Origin of the sequence: Leptobacterium flavescens (assembly GCF_010671605.1) — a bacterium.
Lineage (GTDB): Bacteria > Bacteroidota > Bacteroidia > Flavobacteriales > Flavobacteriaceae > Leptobacterium > Leptobacterium flavescens.
In genome coordinates, this window is sequence record NZ_JAABOO010000002.1 from 95,004 (window position 1) to 117,441 (window position 22,438).

The 22,438-nt window shown below is 40.5% G+C and carries 22 protein-coding genes; 9 read left to right on the forward strand and 13 right to left on the reverse strand.

Annotated features, from left to right (window positions below; all coding sequences use genetic code 11):
- On the forward strand, positions 1-921 hold the full coding sequence (locus GWK08_RS07930) for a patatin-like phospholipase family protein (RefSeq protein WP_163606404.1): 921 nt from the start codon (positions 1-3) through the stop codon (positions 919-921).
- 3 nt (positions 922-924) lie between these two features.
- Here GWK08_RS07930 and GWK08_RS07935 read toward each other — a convergent pair whose 3' ends face one another.
- The 4 genes from GWK08_RS07935 to GWK08_RS07950 all read right to left on the reverse strand — a co-directional run bounded on the left by GWK08_RS07935 (position 925) and on the right by GWK08_RS07950 (position 4,926).
- Positions 925-1,443: a DUF7935 family protein gene (locus tag GWK08_RS07935; RefSeq protein ID WP_163606405.1), complete on the reverse strand. Its 519-nt coding sequence runs from the start codon at positions 1,441-1,443 to the stop codon at positions 925-927.
- A 67-nt stretch (positions 1,444-1,510) separates the two neighbouring features.
- Positions 1,511-3,091, reverse strand: a complete 1,581-nt coding sequence (locus GWK08_RS07940) for an FMN-binding glutamate synthase family protein (protein WP_163606406.1) — start codon at positions 3,089-3,091, stop codon at positions 1,511-1,513.
- A gap of 7 nt (positions 3,092-3,098) precedes the next feature.
- A complete protein-coding gene (locus GWK08_RS07945; RefSeq protein ID WP_163606407.1) occupies positions 3,099-4,373 on the reverse strand; it encodes an amidohydrolase in 1,275 nt (424 codons plus the stop codon).
- 7 nt (positions 4,374-4,380) lie between these two features.
- Complete coding sequence (locus GWK08_RS07950) at positions 4,381-4,926, reverse strand: DsrE family protein (RefSeq protein ID WP_163606408.1); 546 nt, start codon at positions 4,924-4,926, stop codon at positions 4,381-4,383.
- Positions 4,927-5,059: 133 nt separating this feature from the next.
- Here GWK08_RS07950 and GWK08_RS07955 point away from each other — a divergent pair, with 133 nt between their 5' ends.
- Positions 5,060-7,387, forward strand: coding sequence for an ATP-dependent helicase (locus GWK08_RS07955; protein ID WP_163606409.1), 2,328 nt, complete (start codon positions 5,060-5,062; stop codon positions 7,385-7,387).
- A gap of 1 nt (position 7,388) precedes the next feature.
- Here GWK08_RS07955 and GWK08_RS07960 read toward each other — a convergent pair whose 3' ends face one another.
- Together GWK08_RS07960 and GWK08_RS07965 are read right to left on the reverse strand one after the other, a co-directional pair.
- A complete protein-coding gene (locus GWK08_RS07960) occupies positions 7,389-8,360 on the reverse strand; it encodes a hypothetical protein (RefSeq protein WP_163606410.1) in 972 nt (323 codons plus the stop codon).
- A complete protein-coding gene (locus tag GWK08_RS07965) occupies positions 8,357-9,316 on the reverse strand; it encodes a retropepsin-like aspartic protease (protein ID WP_163606411.1) in 960 nt (319 codons plus the stop codon). Before GWK08_RS07965 ends, GWK08_RS07960 begins: the two co-directional genes overlap by 4 nt.
- 187 nt (positions 9,317-9,503) lie before the next feature.
- Here GWK08_RS07965 and GWK08_RS07970 point away from each other — a divergent pair, with 187 nt between their 5' ends.
- Entirely contained in the window at positions 9,504-10,127 is a 624-nt protein-coding gene (locus tag GWK08_RS07970; RefSeq protein WP_163606412.1) for an L-threonylcarbamoyladenylate synthase, read from the forward strand.
- A gap of 63 nt (positions 10,128-10,190) precedes the next feature.
- Here GWK08_RS07970 and GWK08_RS07975 read toward each other — a convergent pair whose 3' ends face one another.
- The 3 genes from GWK08_RS07975 to GWK08_RS07985 all read right to left on the reverse strand — a co-directional run bounded on the left by GWK08_RS07975 (position 10,191) and on the right by GWK08_RS07985 (position 12,597).
- Positions 10,191-11,057, reverse strand: coding sequence for an OmpA/MotB family protein (locus GWK08_RS07975; protein ID WP_163606413.1), 867 nt, complete (start codon positions 11,055-11,057; stop codon positions 10,191-10,193).
- 76 nt (positions 11,058-11,133) lie between these two features.
- Complete coding sequence (locus tag GWK08_RS07980) at positions 11,134-12,135, reverse strand: glycosyltransferase family 2 protein (protein ID WP_163606414.1); 1,002 nt, start codon at positions 12,133-12,135, stop codon at positions 11,134-11,136.
- Between the two features lie 15 nt (positions 12,136-12,150).
- Positions 12,151-12,597, reverse strand: coding sequence for a type I restriction enzyme HsdR N-terminal domain-containing protein (locus GWK08_RS07985; RefSeq protein ID WP_163607463.1), 447 nt, complete (start codon positions 12,595-12,597; stop codon positions 12,151-12,153).
- A 26-nt stretch (positions 12,598-12,623) separates the two neighbouring features.
- Here GWK08_RS07985 and holA point away from each other — a divergent pair, with 26 nt between their 5' ends.
- A complete protein-coding gene (gene holA, locus GWK08_RS07990) occupies positions 12,624-13,628 on the forward strand; it encodes a DNA polymerase III subunit delta (RefSeq protein ID WP_163606415.1) in 1,005 nt (334 codons plus the stop codon).
- Here the strand turns inward: holA and GWK08_RS07995 are convergent.
- The 3 genes from GWK08_RS07995 to GWK08_RS08005 all read right to left on the reverse strand — a co-directional run bounded on the left by GWK08_RS07995 (position 13,625) and on the right by GWK08_RS08005 (position 16,558).
- A complete protein-coding gene (locus GWK08_RS07995) occupies positions 13,625-14,821 on the reverse strand; it encodes an ATP-grasp domain-containing protein (protein ID WP_163606416.1) in 1,197 nt (398 codons plus the stop codon). The genes holA and GWK08_RS07995 overlap by 4 nt on opposite strands.
- Positions 14,822-15,050: 229 nt before the next feature.
- The gene (locus GWK08_RS08000; protein WP_163606417.1) at positions 15,051-16,157 is read right to left on the reverse strand and encodes an adenylate/guanylate cyclase domain-containing protein; all 1,107 of its coding nucleotides are present in this window, start codon (positions 16,155-16,157) and stop codon (positions 15,051-15,053) included.
- A 5-nt stretch (positions 16,158-16,162) separates the two neighbouring features.
- Positions 16,163-16,558, reverse strand: a complete 396-nt coding sequence (locus GWK08_RS08005) for a DoxX family protein (protein ID WP_163606418.1) — start codon at positions 16,556-16,558, stop codon at positions 16,163-16,165.
- Between the two features lie 596 nt (positions 16,559-17,154).
- Between GWK08_RS08005 and GWK08_RS08010 the strand changes: the two genes are divergently transcribed.
- The 5 genes from GWK08_RS08010 (at position 17,155) to GWK08_RS08030 (ending at position 21,592) form a co-directional block, all read left to right on the forward strand.
- Positions 17,155-17,652 carry a hypothetical protein gene (locus GWK08_RS08010; protein WP_163606419.1) on the forward strand — a complete coding sequence of 166 codons (498 nt, stop codon included), beginning with the start codon at positions 17,155-17,157 and terminating at the stop codon, positions 17,650-17,652.
- Positions 17,653-17,871: 219 nt separating this feature from the next.
- Positions 17,872-18,117, forward strand: coding sequence for a hypothetical protein (locus tag GWK08_RS08015; protein WP_163606420.1), 246 nt, complete (start codon positions 17,872-17,874; stop codon positions 18,115-18,117).
- A 171-nt stretch (positions 18,118-18,288) separates the two neighbouring features.
- Positions 18,289-18,633: a hypothetical protein gene (locus tag GWK08_RS08020; protein WP_163606421.1), complete on the forward strand. Its 345-nt coding sequence runs from the start codon at positions 18,289-18,291 to the stop codon at positions 18,631-18,633.
- Between the two features lie 147 nt (positions 18,634-18,780).
- Positions 18,781-20,157, forward strand: coding sequence for an SMEK domain-containing protein (locus tag GWK08_RS08025; RefSeq protein WP_163606422.1), 1,377 nt, complete (start codon positions 18,781-18,783; stop codon positions 20,155-20,157).
- A gap of 1 nt (position 20,158) precedes the next feature.
- The gene (locus GWK08_RS08030; RefSeq protein WP_163606423.1) at positions 20,159-21,592 is read left to right on the forward strand and encodes an argonaute/piwi family protein; all 1,434 of its coding nucleotides are present in this window, start codon (positions 20,159-20,161) and stop codon (positions 21,590-21,592) included.
- A gap of 122 nt (positions 21,593-21,714) precedes the next feature.
- Here the strand turns inward: GWK08_RS08030 and GWK08_RS08035 are convergent, their stop codons facing one another.
- Entirely contained in the window at positions 21,715-22,335 is a 621-nt protein-coding gene (locus GWK08_RS08035) for a JAB domain-containing protein (RefSeq protein ID WP_163606424.1), read from the reverse strand.
- Positions 22,336-22,438 lie beyond the last annotated feature (103 nt).

Sequence of the window (22,438 nt, forward strand, 5' to 3'; positions counted from 1 at the left end):
ATGCGTGCACTTGTTATTAGTGGTGGTGGAAGTAAAGGCGCCTTTGCGGGAGGCGTTGCTCAATACCTTATTCAGGAGGAGAAAAAGGATTACGACCTGTATCTCGGAACTTCTACCGGAAGTCTTCTAATACCTCATTTAGCCAATAATGAGATCGAAAAACTGCATCGCATTTACACGACTGTCAATCAGCGTAAAATATTCAGTAATAACCCTTTTATCGTAAGAAGGAAGAACGATAAGGAATACGTAACCATCAACCACCTTAATGTATTATGGCAGATCATTAAGGGGAAGCGTACTTTCGGGGAGAGTAAGGCCCTGAGACGAAATATAAAGCGTAACTTTTCCGAGGAGGAATACCAGGCCATTCTCGATAACAATAAGGACGTTGTGGTTACGGTAGCCAATCTTACCAAGAACAGTATAGAATACAAATCCATCAAGGAAACTACTTATCGTGATTTTTGCGATTGGATCTGGATCTCCTGTAACTATATCCCTTTTATGTCGCTTGTTAAAAAAGAAGAACATGAATATGCAGACGGAGGCTTTGGGTCCATTGTTCCCATCCGTGAAGCCATCCGCAGGGGAGCTACCGAAATAGACGCCATTATCCTGGAAACCGAAAATATGGAACGCCATAATGTATTGGGAAGGAATCCTTTTTCACTCATGGTCAACCTCTTTAGCTACCTTCTGGATCAGGTGGAACATCACAATATCCTTATCGGGAAGCTGGCGGCCCAGAATAAGAATGTAAAACTGAATCTGTATTACACTCCCACAAGATTAACCAAAAACTCACTGGTGTTCAATAAAAAGCTCATGAGCCAGTGGTGGAAACAAGGCTTTGAATACGCAAAAGAGAAAAAAGTAAAAGACGAGGTACAGCGGCTGAATACAAAAGATATTGCCTGACACTTACCAAAGTTCCCCTACTTCCTTTTTAATATAGGAGAGGGCAGCGTAGGAAGGTGTCTGTTTGTCCAGAAGGTCATTGAGCATGGTCTCCCTTAATTTATCGGCACTATCTACCTTATCACTCATGGCTGTTTTCCTGATCATCTGAATAGTGGCATTTTTAGCCGCTTTGATCACGTTCCAGCATTCATCACTCAGATAGATCTGTTGCGATAGGTTATGGTCGAATTCAGATTCTATATTCTTGATCAGTAAAGATTCATAGCTTTCTTTATCCGAACTGGTAGGAGAAACTCTTACTAATAACTTTGGAAGGTTGATGCGTTCGAGAAATAGCGACATTCGTTCATAGGCCTGCAGACGTATCGGCAATGCATCTTTCTGACTGTCTTTCTGTAAAAGGAAACGTCTTCTGTTATCCTCATTTTGAGTATGGGTACTAAAAAAGAAATAGGCAATTACACCGGTTATTATCGTTGGGATTGCATAAAATAGGAGTTCGAGAATCTTGTTTTCCATTAAAATCAGGTTTTATTGTCAGGTTTTGGGTTTAGTGTTAAACGTAATTTTTTTCCGAAATTGTATATCAGGAACATTTTTCCATCAATTCTTTGTTTTTTCCACCTAAATATATGCAATCCTGTAAATGCTGCATACTGTCGAAAGGAACTTTTACCTTATTGTAACCGTAGGTGTGTGCCAGGGTCTGGGTAAGGTTCTTATCGCCCAAACTCACATCCACATCATCCATAGTTAACTGGCAGGGATGCTCGTATCCGCAGGCATGGGTAATTTCCAGGAGCTCCTTGCGGAAGGTCTTAAAATACTGATTCAGCCTATCCGACTTTAAAGGAATATTGATCCCTCTCTGAAGCCATTTATTCTGAGTGGCTACTCCTGCCGGACATCGGTTGGTATGACAGATCTGTGCCTGGATACATCCTATACTCATCATGGCCTCTCGGGCCACATTTATACAATCTGCCCCCATGGCAAATGCCATCGCCGCTTTGGCCGGGAAGCCCAGCTTTCCGCTGGCAATAAAAACAACCCTGTCGGAAATGCCTTCATCCTTAAATACCCTGTAAATATCCCTGAAACCAAAAACCCATGGCAGGGATACGTGATCTGCAAAACTTGGAGGTGCTGCTCCGGTTCCTCCTTCACCACCGTCTATGGTAATAAAATCGGGTCCGCGGTTGGTTTCTTTCATAAGACCAGCCAGTTCCTTCCACTGGTCCAGTTTCCCGATGGCGGCCTTGATCCCTACAGGTAAACCGGTTTCTTCTGCAATCCGCTCTACAAAGTCCATCAGTTCCGGAATGGTACTGAAAGCGGTATGATAGGCGGGAGACAATACATCTTTTCCGATTTCCACTCCCCGGATCTCTGCAATTTCTTTGGTGATCTTTTTCCCCGGAAGAACTCCACCCTTACCGGGTTTGGCGCCCTGGGAGAGTTTAACTTCAATAGCCTTGATAAAAGGTTTTTCCTCTACCAGTTTTTTGAGCTTCTCCATGGAGAAATTCCCGTTCTCATCCCTTACCCCGAAATAACCGGTACCAAAATGAAAGACCACATCGGCACCATTGCTGTGATAGGGAGAGAGTCCGCCTTCTCCTGTATTGTGATAAGCTCCAGCCTTAAGTGCTCCTATATTCATAGATTCTACCGCCTTTGCCGACAATGAACCGAAACTCATCGCAGAGATATTGATCACGGAGCCCGGCCTGTACGGTTTTCTTCTCTTGTTATAGGCCCCCATGATCTTGGCAGAAGGGAGGAAACACTTGTCTTCCATATTCGGATGCCCCTTTTCCAGCTTATAGGGGATCATCGCGTTATTGATAAAGTAATACTGATGGGAATAAATATCCTTATCAGTACCAAAACCTTCGTAATTGTTCTCATTTTTAGCGGAGGCATATATCCATCCGCGTTCTATACGGTTAAACGGAAGCTCTTCCCGGTTGTTGGCTACAAGATACTGCCTCAACTCGGGCCCGATACTCTCCAGCATATACCTGATATGCCCGATGATCGGGAAGTTGTGACTTATCGTGTGCTTTTTCTGAAAAAACACATCTCTTACAGCAACCAGGGCAAGTGCAATTAATATCCATGCCCACCAGGGGATAGACCCCAGAAAATCAAGAACAGCTTCCATTTTAATATTATTTTCCTAAATAGTCGTAAACAATTTGTGTAAATGATCTTACCCCTAATAACATTCCGCTTTCGTCAATATAGAAATCGGGAGTGTGATGAGGTGCCGATGCTCCCGGGCTTACATTTTTAGGTCTTCCACCTAAAAAGAAATAGAATCCGGGTACTTTTTGCTGGAAAAATGAAAAATCCTCAGCTCCGGTAATAGCCTTGCTAAGAATAACATTTTCCTTTCCTGCAGCCTTTTCCAGAGAAGGTACCATTCTGCTGGTCAGTTCGGGATCGTTAAAGGTAATAGGTGTTCCCTTGGCGATACTTACCGTAGCTTCCGCATTATAAGCTTTGGCAATGGCAGGTACCATTTCCTGCATACGCTGATTGATCCTGCGTTGCATATTGTAATCGAGGGTACGGATCGTTCCTACCATTTCGGCACTTTCCGGAATAATATTGTTTCGCACCCCGCCACTGATCTTACCAACAGATATAACTGCAGCTTCCTGTGTTAAGGGAGATTCCCGGCTAATGATACTCTGCAGCCCGTCTATTATTTTGGCTGAAACATAGATCGGATCAACTCCTGTCCACGGACTGGATCCGTGCGTTTGTTTTCCGTTTACTTTGATCTCAAAACGCTGGGCAGCGGCCATAGCCCCTCCCGGCTTATATTGTATTTTACCTACTTCTATACCTGCACCTATATGAAGGCCGAAGATGGCATCTACCTTGGGATTATCGAGTACTCCTTCCTTAACCATAAGCTCCGCTCCGCCTTCTTCTCCCGGAGGCGCTCCTTCTTCAGCAGGCTGGAAGATAAACTTGACCGTCCCTGCAAAATCGTTGTTCTTAGACAGTACTTCCGCCACACCCATCAGAATGGCGATATGGGTATCGTGTCCGCAGGCATGCATAACCCCGGTCTGTTTCCCTAAAAATTCGGTGGTTACCGTCGATTTAAAAGGAATGTCTGTTCTTTCGGTTACAGGAAGGGCATCTATATCGGCCCTTAAGGCGATTACTTTCCCGGGCCTTTTTCCCTTAAGGATCCCGACAACCCCTGTTTTTGCAATTCCGCTCTTTGTTTCAATGCCCAGGCTTTTTAGGTGGGCTTCTATCTTCTTGGCGGTATTGAATTCCCTGTTGGAGAGTTCCGGATTCTGATGAAAATGCCTCCTCCATTCTATGACTTTGGATTCTACGGCTTTGATGTCCTTTTCAAGACTTTTTTGCGCCCAACCGAACGTCATACAGAGTACGGCTGTAATGGTTAATACTTTTCTCATCTTATATTTAAAATTTAATTAGCCTGTAATTTTCGTTCTGCAATTGTACCAGAGCGGTCATGGCAGAAAGTGCAAATTGTATCTGAGGCAGGGCCTTTTCTTTGGAAATTCCCCTGTGGGCAGCTGTTTGCCCGCATAGTACGATCTTAACCCCGGCCTGATCCAGCTCTTTGATCAAAAGAGTATTCGGGTTATCGATCCCGAACTTAAGACGGTATTCCTTATTGTTGAGGATATCCTGGGAAGCACTGCCGTGAATAACCAGGGCCACTTCCATATTTTCGGCTTTTACTCCGTTCTGAGCGTGGAGGTTCAGGAATCTTGCCGCTGTTTCTATAAGCGGATTCGTTTTATCATTGGCCTCAAATGTACGGTCAACATCAAACACAACACGTAGCGGATTTTGGGTATCGGTCTTAAAATCAACATCTTTAACGGTGTAAACGTATCCGTAATTTTTAATCACCGGGCCGGCCTCTCTTTTTTGCTCCTGGCCGAAAATGGAAAATACATTTATAAGAGCTAAAAAAATCCCGAAATGTTTGAAGTTCATATTGTGCATTTATGCCTTAAAGATATTAAAATATTGTTTCAATAGCTGTTTATAACTATTTATTCAATAGCTTAATTATATCTCCGGATATGGTTAAATTCACACTTTGATTAATGCTATAAGAAGAAGTGCCTTGGAACAGTATATTAATGAATTAAATGATGCACAAAAAGCCCCTGTACTTCACAAGGAAGGCCCTTTAATGGTTATTGCAGGTGCCGGTTCGGGGAAGACCCGTGTTCTTACCTATAGAATTGCATACCTGATGAGTCAGGGAGTGGATGCTTTTAATATCCTGGCCCTGACCTTTACCAATAAAGCAGCCCGGGAAATGAAAAAGCGTATTGCCGATATTGTCGGGAATTCGGAAGCAAAGAACCTGTGGATGGGAACCTTTCACTCGGTCTTTGCCAAGATCCTTCGCTTTGAAGCAGATAAGCTGGGTTACCCAAGCAACTTTACGATCTATGATACCCAGGATTCCCAGCGTCTTATCTCTTCCATTATAAAGGAGATGAGCCTGGATAAGGATGTCTATAAATACAAGCAGGTACAGTCCAGGATATCCTCCTATAAAAACAGCCTGATAACGGTAAAAGCCTATTTTAATAACCCGGAACTGGTAGAAGCCGATGCCATGGCCAAACGCCCGAGGATGGGAGATATCTATAAGGAATATGTGGAACGCTGTTTTAAGGCAGGAGCCATGGACTTTGACGATCTGCTTTTAAAGACCAATGAACTGCTTACCCGTTTTCCGGATGTACTGATGAAATACCAGGACCGGTTCAGATATATCCTGGTGGATGAGTACCAGGATACGAATCACTCTCAGTACCTGATCGTTCGTGCATTGTCAGATCGTTTTCAGAACATCTGTGTGGTGGGAGATGATGCACAGAGTATATATGCCTTCCGCGGAGCGAACATCAATAATATCCTGAACTATCAGAAAGACTACGACAATGTAAAAGTATACAGGCTGGAACAGAATTACCGCTCTACACAGAACATTGTTAAAGCTGCCAACTCCATTATCGAAAAGAACAAGAGCAGACTGGATAAGGTGGTGTGGACAGAAAACGAAGATGGCCCGCAGATAAAAGTACACCGCTCGGTAACCGATGCGGAAGAAGGACGCTTTGTGTCCAGTTCTATTTTCGACAATAAAATGCAGCATCAACTGCCCAACGGTCATTTTGCGGTACTCTACAGGACCAACTCACAGTCCAGGGCCATAGAAGATGCGTTGCGTAAAAAAGATATTCCCTACAGGATCTATGGAGGCCTCTCTTTCTATCAGAGGAAGGAGATCAAAGATGTACTGGGTTATCTGCGCCTGGTGATCAATCCCAAAGATGAGGAAGCCCTGAAAAGGGTTATTAATTTCCCGACCCGTGGAATAGGGCAGACTACCATGGATAAGCTTACGGTAGCAGCCAATCATTACGGAAGAGCGATTTTTGAGGTGATGGAAAACCTCGATAAGATAGACCTTAAGATCAATTCGGGTACCAAAAGGAAACTGGATGATTTTGTGACCATGATAAAGAGCTTCCAGATCACCAATCAGGCTTCGGATGCTTTTGTCCTGGCAGAGCAGGTTGCCAAGAAGACCGGGATCCTTCAGGAGTTTAAAAAGGACGGAACCCCCGAGGGGATCGCCCGTATGGAGAATGTGGAGGAATTGTTAAACGGGATCAAGGACTTTGTGGAAGGGCAGAAGGAGCTGGCAGATGCCACCGGATCCATGGCTGAATTCCTGGAAGATGTAGCCCTGGCTACCGACCTGGATAAGGATACGGGAGATGACGACCGGGTTGCCCTGATGACCATTCACCTGGCTAAGGGACTTGAATTTCCCTATGTGTATATCGTAGGGATGGAGGAAGACCTGTTCCCTTCGGCAATGAGTATGAATACCCGTAGTGAACTGGAAGAGGAAAGACGCTTGTTTTATGTGGCACTGACAAGGGCAGAGAAACAGGCCTACCTTACCTATACCCAGAGCAGATACCGATGGGGGAAACTGATAGATGCCGAACCTAGTCGCTTTATAGAAGAGATAGACGATCAGTATCTGGAATATATCACCCCGGTAGAGACGAATTACCGTTTTAAACCCATGATAGATTCCGATATCTTCGGAGAGGTCGATAAGAGTAAGCTAAGGCTTAAAAAACCCGTTTCGAGCACACCTCCAGGCAAAAAGGGCCCTACCGAATCCCAGTTAAGAAAACTGCGCAAACTAAAACCGGAGCTCGATCAGCCGGTGGGGAACACCAACCTGTTTGATGGCGACCTTACGGTGGGTACCCTGGTGTCACACACCCGTTTCGGAAAGGGAGAAATAGTGCGAATGGAAGGAGTGGGTAATGATAAAAAGGCCGAGATCAAGTTCGAGAACGGCGGTATTAAAAAGCTGCTGCTGCGCTTTGCCAAGCTGAATATAATAGGCTAAATTATTTCCTGACCATACAGACCGAATTCACGTTGTGGTCCTTGTCGTATTCCTTAACCGGATTTACAGGATCGAGGATCCATTGGTCGTCTACAATAAACTTATAGTGGTGTTTGCCTGCTGAGAGCCAGATGGTATATTTCCATCCGTCATCGGTTCTTTCCATCCTGCATTCGTCTTCAGACCAGTTGTTAAACGAACCTGAAAGAATGATCTTTTCAGCATCCGCGTAGCCCTGAAGATGGAAGGTCACTTCCTTTTTAATATCGATCACCGAATTGTAGCTCCCGTATTGGTTACGTACTTTTTGCGGGTTGGCCTGGTCTTCCATCCACTCCCCATCTACAATAAACTTGTACTCATAGGTTCCGGGTTTTATCTGAAGTTTTAATTCCCATCCGCCTTCAACCTTATCCATCGCAAAGAACTTTTCATCCCATTTATTAAAGGAGCCGCTTAAAACCACTTTACGGGCGTCTTCGTGCCCGCTGAGCCTGAAGGTAGCATTCCCGTCCTTATCCGGATAAGCAGCAAACATCTTTAAGTTGTATACATAGAGGGGATGCCCGCTTTCGGATGTAGCCGGAACCGCATTATTCATATTCCCGGACGGCTCTGCCCAGAACTGATTGTTGATGATAAATTTAAACTCCCAGGAGAAATCATCGTTAAAATCGTGAAGGCTCTTTCTTAGCTCATAACGGTTCTCATCTATTTTAACCATTCTCCATTTATCCCTGGACCAGTTGTTGAACTCTCCCGAAACCACTACATTCTCTATATCCAGATCGTCAAAATCCCGTTTTTCCCTGCGGCGGTCGCGGGTAACCTCTGTATAATCCCTCTTATCGAAAACAAAGACCACCTCATTTCCTTCAATGCGGTAGCCCTTCATCTTTTTGTCCTGCGCATAAGCGTAAGACGAAAGGATCAGGAGGATCACAGAGATGCTATGTACGATTAACTTTTTCATTGTCCCGTTATCGGATATTTGACAAAATACAGTTTTTCCTTTTTATAATTAATGATCGTCCTCTTGTATTTGAGGAACTCATATCCCAGAACCCCGTCCAGGGAGGTTCCGTACGCTTCATTCATTTTCCGGAGGTTGGTAAGGATGGTCCTCATGGGACCCACATACACGGTCTCACTTAGTTTTACCCTTCTCAATTTCCCTGCCAGAACCTCGATCTTCCGGTTTCCGGCCCCCATTAGTTTCAGCCTTCGTTCGGGCGTAAAATGCTTCAGGGCCTTTTTACCGACGCTCTTATTTATCTGGTTGAACTCCGCTCCGCTGTCCAGGCCGAATTTAACCTTTTGCTCCCCGATCCAGCCGTTCACCACGATGGTATGTTTTACCAATCTGAAATCAAGACTGTCGGTAATTTTCTCCAAATATACTTTAGAATCCAGTTTTTTCCCGTCTTTATCGACTTTAGTTAAGGTGATCTGATTCAGGAAAAGATCTATAAATACCTCGTAATCCTTCAACACACTAAAACCGATGATCCCAAGCAGGTGCATCTTTTTGCTTTTCTCTATATGGGAAAGGTTTATGATATTGGAATGTACCCGGTTCAGGCTGAGGTTATGCAGTAAAAAACTGTTCAGGGTCCGCTCTACGGGATTGTCTACGATCTCCATGACCCCGCTTGTTTTTCTGGAGGAGGTCTGCAGCTCGGAATACACCGGAAAATGTACCTTGTTAAGAATAAGGGTCTCACTGCCGGTATCTATGATAAAGTTGCCCTTTTTATCGTAGAGTTCGGCCTCTACCACAATAAGGTGGTCTACAAGCTTAAAGGGGATCCTGGCCGTATGTTCGTTAATGATCTCAGCTTTGGTAAAGACAATAGACTCCGAAGGATTGGCAAAAAGCCCCCGGGAGAAGATCATAAATAACAATATAAAAGCATGCTTAGGCCCCATGTTAAAATAGACTTCTACCACAGGGAAATGTTACACACTTTTAGATAATATTATGATATAGATATGGAAAAGAATTAAATATGTCGGATAATCCCCAAAAGGCACTAAAATTAACTGTTTTCAGTACGAAAAGTATTAATTTAGTGCTTTCAAATCGCATCGAGCTCAATTAAACAGATCAGACCCTATGGCGCAGTTGATTAAAATTTATGAAGAGAACCCTAATCCGAGGGAAATAGAGAAGGTGGTAGCGGTACTCCGCAAAGGGGGACTGGTCATTTATCCTACCGATACGGTTTACGGTCTGGGCTGTGATATCTCCAATACCAAGGCCCTGGAGAAAATTGCCAGGATAAAGGGGGTAAAGCTCGACAAAGCCAATTTTTCCTTTGTATGTGCAGATCTGAGCAATCTGTCTGATTATATCCGTCAGATAGACACTTCTACCTTTAAAATATTAAAACGGGCGCTACCGGGACCCTATACTTTTGTCCTTCCCGGGAACAACAATTTGCCCAAGCACTTTAAAAAGAAAAAGACGGTGGGGATCAGGGTGCCCGATAACAACATTGCCAGGCTGCTGGTAGAGCAGTTGGGTAATCCTATCGTATCGACCTCTATCTACGATGAGGACGAACTCCTGGAATATACTACAGATCCGGAACTGATCCTGGAAAAATGGGATAACCTGGTAGATGTGGTGATCGACGGGGGGTACGGAGATAATGTGGCTTCTACAGTCATCGATCTTTCCGAAGACGAACCCATTGTTATCAGGGAAGGGAAGGGAGATACCGATATCTTAAACTAAAACATACGGCATAAAAAAAGTCCCGACAATAGGTCAGGACTTTTTAATATTATATAAGGTGTTTTACTTTCCTTTTTCAGCAGCTTCTTTCATTCCTTCATCGATCAGGTTATAGAACTGATCCAGTTTAGGAAGTACAACGATCCTTGTTCTTCTGTTCTTAGATCTTCCGCCTGCATCGTCGTTAGATGCAACAGGTACATAGTAACTTCTTCCGGCAGCAGTCATACGCTGAGGGCTTACCCCAAAGTCTTTTTGAAGTACTCTAACAACCGAAGTAGCTCTCTTTACACTAAGATCCCAGTTGTCTAACAATACGTCATTTTTGATCGGTACATTATCTGTATGACCTTCTACTAAGAATTCGAAGTCAGGCTTGTTCTTAACAACAGTTGCAACTTTACCTAATACTTCTTTTGCTCTTGCCGTAACTGTGTAGCTACCGCTCTTAAACAGAAGTTTGTCTGAAATAGAAACGTATACCACTCCTTTTTCAACATTTACTTCAATATCTTCGTCAGATAAGTTTCCTAATACTCCTTTTAAACTTGTTACCAAGGCAAGGGTTACAGAATCTTTTCTGGTAATAGCGTCTTGTAAACGCGTAATTCTTAAATCTTTTTCCTGAAGGCTTTCCAAAGATTTTTCAAGGTTTTCCGCACCTTTTTGAGTCAAAGTGGTAAGATTTCCTACATTATTTATCAGTTCCTGGTTGTTTGCTTTAAGCACTCCAACCTGATCTCTCAAACTTGCATTTGTAGCGGCTAATGATGCCTTTTCAGTCTCGCAAGAATTTAGTTTAACGGTCGCAGAATTTAATAAATCCTGTGTTTCTTTTTGTTTGGCCTCCAAATCAGCGAATTTCTTTTGTGAAACACATGATGTTAAAAAAATGGCGGCACTGGCACCGAGTAAAACAATTTTCTTCATAATTCTTTAAAATGGTTTTTTTAAAATGTATAATTCAAAATTATTAAAATGTTAGGTTCTGCTTATGCGCTTAGAGTTAATCTTTTATTAAATTGTTAAATTTCTTTTCATTAAGTACGAAGTAGGACCAGACTATAGATGTTTTACTGAAATATTTTTTTCGTTTGGGGATGACACCTCTCTTCTTAAAAATCCTCTTCAGCCTGAGGTAGAAGCTGAAATGAGCCTTCAAGATAGCAAAAAAATGTCCAAACTTAAACTGAAGAATAAAACGGAGTCCGGCTATCCCGTCCAGGACAAGCCTGGCAAAGAGAATAGGGAACACTTTCCGCTTCGGTAGGTTCTTGGTTATGGAGAATAAAGAGTTCCTGAAATTGAGGAAAGTTTTCTGAGGGTTCATATTGCTGAGGGTGGCCCCGCCCACATGATAAACTTTGGAGCTCCCCACATAAAGGATCTTGTAATCCTGGTTCTTTACCCTCCAGCAGAAGTCTATTTCTTCCTGATGGGCAAAGTATTCCTCATCAAAGCCACATAATTCCCAGAAAACAATGCTCCTTACAAAGAGGCAGGCTCCGGAGGCCCAGAAAATATCGATGGTATCGTCGTACTGCCCTTCGTCCTTTTCCAGCGACTGGAATACGCGGCCCCTGCAGAAGGGATAACCAAAGAGGTCTATAAAACCTCCGGCTGCTCCGGCATACTCAAAGTACTCCTTTCTTTTATAGTCTAATATTTTAGGCTGTATAATTGCAATATTACGATTCGACTCGAAAGCGGTATTTATCGGGTCCAGCCAGCCTTCGGTAACTTCCACATCAGAATTCAGCAGGCAGTACACATCGGTATCTATATGCTGAAGGGCATCGTTATAACCCTTGGCATAACCTCCGTTTTCTTTGTTCTGCACAATTTTTACCTGCGGATACTGCTCCCGGATGAATGCCACAGAATCGTCGGTAGAGGCATTGTCGGCCACATAAATATCGGCGCCTTCAGAATGCGCTATGACCGAGGGCAGGAACTGCTCCAGTAATTGCTTTCCGTTCCAGTTTAATATGACAATTGCAAATCTCATGATAGAAGTTGCAAATTAACGGATATAGGATGGAATTTCCTCTAAAAAAATATACTTTTCGAGTTTGTAATCCATTTTGCAGTACACATGGCGGAGTCCGTTGGTCAGCATCAGATATTCTGCGTTTACCGTGCTGTTGTACCGTGCTATCTGATCGAAGGTTTTCTGATCTATAGCAACCGAAGGCGCCTTGCATTCTACAATAATATAGATACTGCCGTCCGGCCGGAAAACAACAATGTCGTAACGTTTATTAAGTCCGTTTACCTTAATTTCCTTTTCCACATTGATGAGGGAGAGCGGAAATTTTTTCTCTTCAACCAGGTAATGAACCACATGCTGGCGTACCCATTCTTCCGGTTGTAGCAACACAAATTTTTTACGGACAACATCAAAAATATGGAGTTTATTTTCGCTATTTTTGAAACGGAACTGATATGTAGGAAAGTTCAATTGCTGCATCACACAAAAATGAGGATTTTTTTTCAATGGACGAAGTAAAACAGCTGGTAACCGACATTAGAAATGGCACCCTGAAACCCATCTATTTTTTAATGGGGGCCGAGCCTTACTATATAGACAGAATAGCCGATTATATTGAGGGGAATATCCTCTCCGAAGAAGAGAAAGGCTTTAACCAGATGGTACTTTACGGGCGTGATGTAAGTGTAGACGATATTATAAGCAATGCCAAGCGTTATCCTATGATGGCCGAACACCAGGTGGTGATCGTAAAGGAAGCACAGGAGCTTTCCCGAACCATCGAGAACCTGGCATCCTATGCCGAGAACCCTCAGCCAACAACCATTCTTGTTCTCTGCTATAAATACAAGACCATAGACAAGCGTAAGAAACTCTATAAGGCCGTTCAGAGATCCGGAGTTATCTATGAGAGTAAAAAACTGTACGAGAACCAGGTAGGAGAGTGGATACGCAGGGTACTGGCCGGAAAGAAATATAGCATTTCTCCCAAGGCCAGCCAGATGCTGGTGGAATTCCTGGGTACCGATCTGAGCAAGATAAATAACGAACTGGAAAAACTACAGCTTATCCTGCCGCAGGGAAGCCAGATCACTCCCGAGCTTATAGAAGAGAATATTGGGATCAGTAAGGATTACAATAATTTTGAGTTGAGAAAGGCCATAGGGGAGCGCGATATGACCAAGGCCACGCGTATCATTAATTACTTTGCGCAGAACCCCAGAGATAATCCTATGGTGGTAACCATTGCGCTTTTACATAATTTCTTTTCCCAACTGTTGCAGTATCACGGCCTGACAGACCACAGCCAGAAAAGTGTGGCCTCTGCATTAAAGATCAACCCGTATTTTGTGGGGGAGTACCAGTCGGCGGCACGTAACTATCCCATGAAAAAGGTAAGCAAGGTCATTTCCTTTCTGCGCGATGCCGATGTAAAAAGTAAAGGGGTGGGAGCGTCCAATCTTCCGCAGGGCGATCTGCTTAAAGAACTCCTGGTAAAGGTGATGGCTTAATTATTATTTATAGAGGAAGCGTCTTTTTCCCGGATGTATTCCAGTAAGTTGGAGGTGAGTATCTGTTCCAGTTCATCTTCCTGTCCTTTGCGTGTCTCTACGAAAAGCATTCCGAAGAAGGGATATTCTTCAATATCTATCTTCCGCAGGCATAACGGCCTTCTAAAATCGCTTAGGAGGGAATCGTAATCAAAATAGAGGACGTTTTCACCCTTCACACCCGAATTATTACCCAGGGCCACTACACTGTATTTCCGTCCGTCACTGTCTTTCAGGATGCTGTTCCAGTCCGGTCTCTTTCCTCTTAAATAGTAGTCATAAGAGTTAAAGCCGTAGGCGTGATGTGCCAGGTCTGCCGAGGTACACAGGCCACCGAAGCGCAGCGGATTCCCTTCAATAGGAATAATATTGTCTTTTTCGTTAATGCGCACGTCCAGGTGAAGCGGAAAATTAGCCAAAGCGGTCTTTTGCCCCAGTATTCTCAGGAAAGCTTCTATACGGTCCTTAAGTCCGGCAATGATCTCTTTGGAAGTGGTGTATACCCTTTCGCCCCGGTCTTCGCCCGAAGGGAAAATATGCTGCAGGATATTCAGGATAACCGGCTCTCCGTCGGCATCAAAATAACAATCTATAGAGTATTCCTCGCCGTCAATAAACTCCTCTACCATAAAGTTACTGGTGTTCATCACCACATCGGGAAAGCTGCCTTTATAAGTATTGATCTCTTCCTTTACGGCCTTAACAGCCGCTGTCCATTGCCCGGCGGTATGCACCTTGCGAACCCCCATACTCAGCGAACCCACTGCCGGTTTTAATACCAGCGGAAATTTAAGTTCTGTAGGCGATATACGCTCCAGGTCCTCAAAATCAATTCCGCGGAAATAATAGAAAGGGTAGATATCGCGTATCAGCTCCCGAAAACGGATCTTATTCTTAAACAAACGCACTTTGCGCAGCAGCTCCGTTCCCTTAAGGTGCTGTTGTATCCATTTTATGGTGTTCTCAGAATTGGTATACAGTAAAGGGCTGTCGCCGCTCTTTAGTTCCTTAATGGCATCGGCTTCGGATACCCAGTTCAGTGAAATATCGTCTATCTGTTTCCAGGCCTCCTGGGTAGCAATAACCGGAAGATAGTGCTCTTTGATGGTGTCTTTTAAAAAATTTGAGATATTGGGTCTATCCAGCAATAACATAAAATGAATACGGTTTTTTAAAAAGCACCGGGGGAGTGTACTTTATTCACAGCATGCAAAAAAAAACAATTTATGGCGAAAAAAATGTTACCAAAACTAAAATTTAACGTCATAAAATAAATTTTAACATAGCCATGTTTGTTAAAATCGGGGAACGGTGTTTTTTTCTCTTTAAAAGGAAGGAGTGGACGAAAAGAAAATCAGAAGTTGTCAGGTATTCCGAAAGCTATCAGGAGCGTTTTTCTTCTATGCTGAAGAGTCTTACCTTAAGATCCTTCCCCCTTAATTCCTGCTCTCCCATATTGGTAACCGTATAGCGGTTTTCCGGAAGTTTTAATGGCGATAAGAGTTTTTCCGAAATAAGCAGGTCTGCATTGTAGGTATTGCACAGGCTCTGTATACGGGCGGTAGTGTTCAGCACATCTCCGGTAAAGAGGATCTCCTTTTTTACCTCGCCTATCTCGCCGGTGGTCACATCGCCAAAATGATAGCCTGCCTTAAAATCGGGAACCACGCCAAAGTTCTTTTCAAACCAGGCGGCCCGTTTACGGAACTGCTTTTTAATATTAAAAAAACAGCGAATACAATTCTGGTTACGAAGCCCATTCCTGAGGGTCCACGACAGGACGATCTCATCGCCCACATACTGGTACACCTCTCCGGAAGAACGCACCACGGCATTGGTCATGGTGGCATAATAGGCCCGGAGGAGCTTAAAGTATTTTACATGCCCCAGGTGTTCGGCAATGGTGGTAGACGATTTCATATCCAGGAACATAAAAATACGGGTCTCTTCTATAGGGTTATGGTATTTACCGGTAATAAAGTTCTTAAGTACACCCTGCCCGAGGTTATCGCCCATTTCCAGGACAAAGAGGGAGACCAGGACGATGATCCCGATATAGATAGCGGTGCTCCAGAAGGCAAAATCTATAACAAAATAGGCCACATTCTTTTTAACACTGGGGTCGTTCATGGGCAGCCCCAGGATAGCACTGTTTATGGCCAGCCCCAGAAATATAAGGAAGGTACAGATAAGAATGACATAAATAAAGGTCTTAAAAATAAGCTTTACGCCAAAGCGCTGCCTTCTGAACAGGCGGTTCAGAAAGAACACCTCTATACTGCCTATAAGCAGGCCGCCTATAAAACTTCCTATAACCACACGCGGAAAGGAAGCCCAGAAATCATAGGTGGTTCCTGTGGCGGGATATTCTGTAGAATCTGCCAGGAGGCCCTTTTCTATCAGTACAAATACGGCACCGAAAATAAGCCAGATAAGGGCTACCGGAAGTACCCTTCTGAAATTGCGTTTAAATTTGGGGGACAGCAGCATGCAGATCAGGCCTTTTTACCTCTCATAGCATCCAGACTCCATTTACCGGCCCCTAAAAGTGCCATGGTAATGAAGGCAAACAGGTATACCATTGCAAATTCCTTTTTACGAAAAGGATCGTCTGCATGAACAATTAATGTTGCTACCAGCATAACAATAGCCGGGGGGATGGCTGCCCAGCGAACCTTAAAGCCAATAATAAGGAGGATAGGACAAACCACCTCGCCAATAACCGCAAGGATCAGGGAGAAGGTAGCGCCAATGCTTAGAGGGTCGGGAAAGTTGATCTCTCCGCCGGAAAATAATAATTGTGCTTTTGGAATACCGTGGGTAAGTAATAAGACGGCAAAACTAATACGCAGAATGGCCAGGCCCAGGTTTATACGATTGGAGTTATTCATAATTTACGGGAGTTTGGTTAATGCCTAAAAATAAGAAATAGTTTTTATTTGGCCCTTACTTCAAGCCGCTCTTTATAGGTAGATTTTATGAAAACTTTCTGTGTTTTTATGAATAAAAAATACGCTAGTAACTATCTAACTTTCTTAAAACTAAATAATTAAGCGTGTATTTTATGAAATTAATTCTTATTTGATGAAACATTGTCTGAAAGGAGTTTTATAGATATTAATTTTAAATCTCTGGATGAATAAGAGTAAAACATATTTTATGATTTAAGATGGTTGTCGTAACTATAATAGCATGGATATTTTTTCTAATAACGGCAATCGTTGTATTCTTTTTAATATGGTCGGTAATTGAAGCAGTTTTAAAATGGATCGAATCAGAAATGAAAGATGGCCCGATAATAAAAAGGATAATGTTTATACTATATGTGATAACATGCTTAATAGGAGGTCTAATGTTATTTTATATCAAAAAGGAATGACCTCCGTGTAGTCACTCCTTCGCTTTTTTGTGCCCAGGAGAAATTAGACAGCCAATATGTTCTACGAGTACACTAATAAGTTACAGGCTATTAAACGGTATTCACATTATGCTAGACGTAATAAAGGAAATCCTCGCAAATAAAAAGTTTATGAATAAATTAATTTTAGTTTCCTGCTTATTATTTCTGAATCAGATATTAAATGCTCAACAAGTCCTTTGGACAACAGCAACGGATATCGACTTCGAAAGCACTTCTATTGAATATGTGTCAATCGAAAAGGCTACTCGTAAAATATTGGACCTTTATGACTTTTATGAACTTTACTATGACGAGACGGGATACAGCAAAAGAGATTTTTTTAAAATGTTAGATAGATATGATGAAGATTCTGAAAGCTGGGAGAACATAAATGAGATTAAGGAGTTAACTGTTTTTGCACTTAAAAACAATCTTGGGCAAAGCTCAATAGTTTTAGTTGTTATAATTAGTTCAAGAGGTATCGATGCTTTAATGTTTACAAATAATTATGAACCAGATGCTATCTTTACGACACCTTACGACAAACCAAAATTTGAAAAATGGCTTAATTCATTATTAAAATAAACCCGGAAGTAACTAACTATTTTTCCAGGCAACCACAGGTGGTTTTTGGTTGAGTCAACTCGAAAGGAAGCCCGTATTTATTTTAGAATGCGGGCTTTTTATTTTTACAGGTGAGAAGAAGAATGAAAAGGATTAAAAAATGTATATAGAATTGAAGGTTTCCCGTAAAGAATACTTTCCATAATCTCTTTCCTTTGTGTCACATCTAAAAAAGTAAAAATGAAATTAACCTTACACGAAGCCATAGCTGTGGTTCTTTTAAACAAAGAAAATTATACGGCATCCCAGGAAGAAATAGCTCGGGAAATTAATGAGAGAAGATTGTATATACGGAAGGACGGAGAACCTGTTCCGGGTTATCAAATCATGCAACGTACTGAATTAGCTAATGGGAATTATCATCATTTATTTGATTATCAATCAAAAGATAGAATTACTCTTAGGTTAAGACCGAAAGGAAGTTAACACTTTATAAAACTCGTATTCAATTTAGGATACGGGCTTTTTCTTTTACGGGTAGTAAGGGAGTGGAAAAACGGTTAAAAACTTTATATGGAATTGTGGGTTTTCCTCAAAAAATACTTATTGCATTTAGTTATATTTAACCTATATAGAATTTACTAATTTATAAACAAAATGTTAGGAGTTAAAGATTTTATAGGTACATGGGAAACAAAAGAATTTCATGGATGCGTAGGTAACGACCATGGGATAATTGTTTTTCATGTAAGTGGCAAGGGAATGGCTACTTTATGGAAGAAGGAGCTACCAAATACAACTACTTTTTCAGAAGGAAAATTAGAAATAGTTGATAAGGGAGGCGGTAGTTTTAGTATTATTATTGATGGGCATGCAATAAGGAGTGATTTTTTGATGCTTGAGGCAAATTTCTATGATCCATTATCTACTCCTTCATTTATTTCAGAGATTCCGGATAATGGAAAAAGATATTTTGAAAAACTAGTAAAGAAAGAAAAGTAAAAGTAGAGAATTACTTTTAATACTTAAATATTTTTAGCTTCTCATTCGAATAATGAAAACAAAAAATTATTGACTTTCTACAGAGCATTCATTCCTCGAACTAATAAACGATCTAAAAATTAGTAATTGATCACTAGGCTATAGAAAATGAATAAAAAACGTATAATTGATAGAATAATTGAATTGTACACACACTTCAGAGTTGAAGTAGAAACGTATAATAAAGCTAATCTGTTTGATATTAATATATATTCGGAAACAGTTTTAATACCTCTTCTAAATGCTATTTATGGGCTAAATTTGAAGGATGCAAATTTTGAAGAGAAGAATTTTTCAGCAGTAGATTTAATTGATAAAGAAAATAGGGTTGCAATACAAGTAACCTCAACGGCCTCAGGAGAAAAAATTAAGCATACACTTAAAACATACCTCAAGGATAGACGTTACGAGGATTTTGATAATGTTCTTATATATATACTCACTGCAAAGCAAAAGAAATATAGTGATAAAACATTTAAAAATATAATTGATGGAAAATTTGAATTTGAATCTTCCAAAAATATTATAGACAGTTCAGATGTTATAAACGAAATAAAATCCTGGATATCCATCCCAAGAGCTATTGATTTTAAGGATTTATTGGAAGAACAGTTTTCTTCAGACGCACAGGAAGGAAGGAAATATTATTTAGAAAATAAAGACACTTTAGACTCTCAAATTATTTACCCAAATATTTTAAAAATTATTTTACCCAAGAACATTTATGTAGGTAAATTAAATATAAATAGAGAAGAAATTGTTAAACGCTCCTGGGAAACTGATTTTAAACTCAAATTTACTGCAAGCTTAAGAAAGATAATAAAAAGTCATATGCACTACTTGGGAATAGAGCCATCTGTAGATTGGCATGAGTTTGAAAATAACCTAATAACATTTAAAAATTTAAATGATGTTTCAGAACCGTTGAGTAAACTTGTCGAATTAGGTTCAGTTGAAGTTTTTACAGTAAAGGAGTTTTTTGATAGTGGGGAAAACTATAAAACTGCTTTTGCAAGATTAGTTAATCTTTCATTTACTGAGCTTCTCAAATTAAAAAATATTGCTTGGCTTCCAAAGGATAAAATTTATCGTTTTAGTTCATCAGTAACAAGGAAAATTACATGGAAAAATAAAAAGACAGCCACTAGAACAGTTGTAAAAGAGCTTTGGAATAAAGAAAAGAACAGAATACTTGCTTTCCAGCATCAAGCATTTGCTCTAAATGTTTTTTACATTGATGGTACTTGGTTTTTATCAGTAAAACCAACATATAGTATTACCTATGATGGAAAAAGAACTCATGGAAAGGCAGGTAAATTTATTGATAGTCAAAAAAGATTAGATAAAAATCAAACTGTCTATAATCATTTCAAATTCATAACATATTGTTTAAGAAATAAAATAAAAGAAGATGAAAAAGATTATCCTTACATAAATGTTGATAAAGCTATAAAGTTGAATTTAACGTTTAAGAAGAATTTTTAAAATGAATATACGATTAATAGAAGAACCGGTTTTACAATTTGGAAATGGAGAACATATTGATCCAAGGCAAGGGATTCTTTTGCATGGTACTTCAGATCTAAGTGAAGTAAGACCTGAAAGAATAGTAACTGGTTTTATTGGAAAAAGTGAAAGTATAGGCAAAATAATAACTTGGTTAAACAGATATCAAACGAAAGTAGTAGGTCCAAAAAAGAAATTGGAGTTGAAAAATTTATTTCCCTCTTTTCCAGGGTTTAATCCTAAATTGGCTTTCAAATGTGAAATAAAATATGATGAATCTTATATCAGAAAAATAAATAATTCAACATTTGAAGAAATAATGAAAACAGCCGTTAGTATTGAGGATTTGATTGAAAAGGCTGTAGATTTATACATTGCGGAAATCAAATATTTATCTAAAAATAAAAAACCTGATGTTATCTTATGTGTGCTTGATGAAAAGTTCACTAAAATAATTTATGGTAATGAAGAATTTATTAGGAAAACGGAAAATGATGACGATGAAGAAAAGTCAGATGACCTAATTGATGATATTGAGACAAATTTTCGCAGATTGTTGAAGGCACGATCTATGGAGTATAATATACCTATTCAAATCGTTAGAGATAGAATAGTAAAACCTTCAGGTGAAATGCAAGATGAAGCTACTATTGGATGGAATTTTTATACAGCACTGTACTATAAAGCGGCTGGAGTACCATGGTCTGTTAAAAAAAACACGGAATTTTTAACATGTTTTGCAGGGATTAGTTTTTATAGAAGTAGAGATAGAAAAACAATTCAGACAAGTGTAACACAAATTTTTAATGAAAATGGGAAAGGAGTAATATTAAGAGGATCTCCTATTGAGCAAAATAAGAATGATAAAGAACCTCATTTGAGTGAAGAGCAAGCATATGAATTAATGATTAAATCTCTAAAAGAATATTATGAGGCTATGAAAATCTTTCCACAACGCTTAGTTATTCACAAAAGTTCAAATTATTCAGATGGAGAAATTGATGGTTTAACAAGGGCAACGAAAGAAATGAACATTAATTCATTAGATTTAGTTACCATAATGCCTACCAACTTGAGACTTTACAATGAAGGTCTTTATCCTCCAAAAAGAGGAACAATGTTTTCATTAAATGAATCAACACATTTACTATACACTAGAGGATTCGTTGATTACTATGGGACCTACCCTGGAAGGTATATACCAAACCCAATTGAAGTTAGACTTTTTACTTTTGATGAATCCCCAGAGCAAATTTGTAAAGAAATTTTAGCTCTTACCAAAATGAATTGGAACAATACACAATTTGATAGGCGTTACCCAATAACAATAGATTGTAGTAGAAAAGTTGGAGAGATATTAAAATATATCAAAGATGAACAAAAACCTCAAATTAAATATAGTTTTTATATGTAAATTTCGGATTTAGAGTTCTAAAAGGTCATCAAGTAATGAAGAATTATTTAGACCTTATTATAAACTTGGATGTATAAAATAATTAAAACCAAAAAGATAAAGAAAATTATACTCAAATACCTCTACAGCCCCTCTACATCCTTGCTACGAAGCCCGGTAATTTCTTTTATGGTATCGGAATCAAAACCTTTGTCTTTCATCCTCTGAGCGATTTCCAAAGCTTTCTCTTTTTCCGCCCGTTCACGTTCCATACGTAATTTCCATTCCTGTATTTCTTTACGTTCGCGTTCTACCACTTCATAAAGGCCGGACTGTTTAAGCTCTTCTATAATGCCTTCGGTGGCAAAGCTGGTATAGCTTTCTTCGGAGATAATTAAATGGTCTATTACCTCAATACCAATAAGCTTACCTACTTTAAGCATACGGTCTGTAAAATCTTTATCAGCTTTAGAGGGGGTAAGGTTTCCGCTGGGGTGGTTATGTACCATAATAAGCTTTACGGCCAGTTTATAGATAGCCATCCTAAATACATCGGGCGGGTTGGCATCTACACGGTTAACGGCTCCCAGGCCAATAAGCTCTGCAAAGAGTACTTTGTTATCGTTATTTAGCCCGACCACCCAGAAATGCTCCTGGTTACGACCTATTTTGTTTTCCCGCAGCAATACCTGCTGCATGATCGTATATACATCCTGGCCGTTCAGGATCTGTATTTTTTGTTCTTTGGTCAAGCGTACGTTCATAGTTTCAAATATACGAATTGAAATATTGGGCCGTAAGAAAATTTTTGGCTTAAAAAGAAGGGTTGTTTAAGCCGGGAATAACGGGACTTTTTTAAAATCCCGG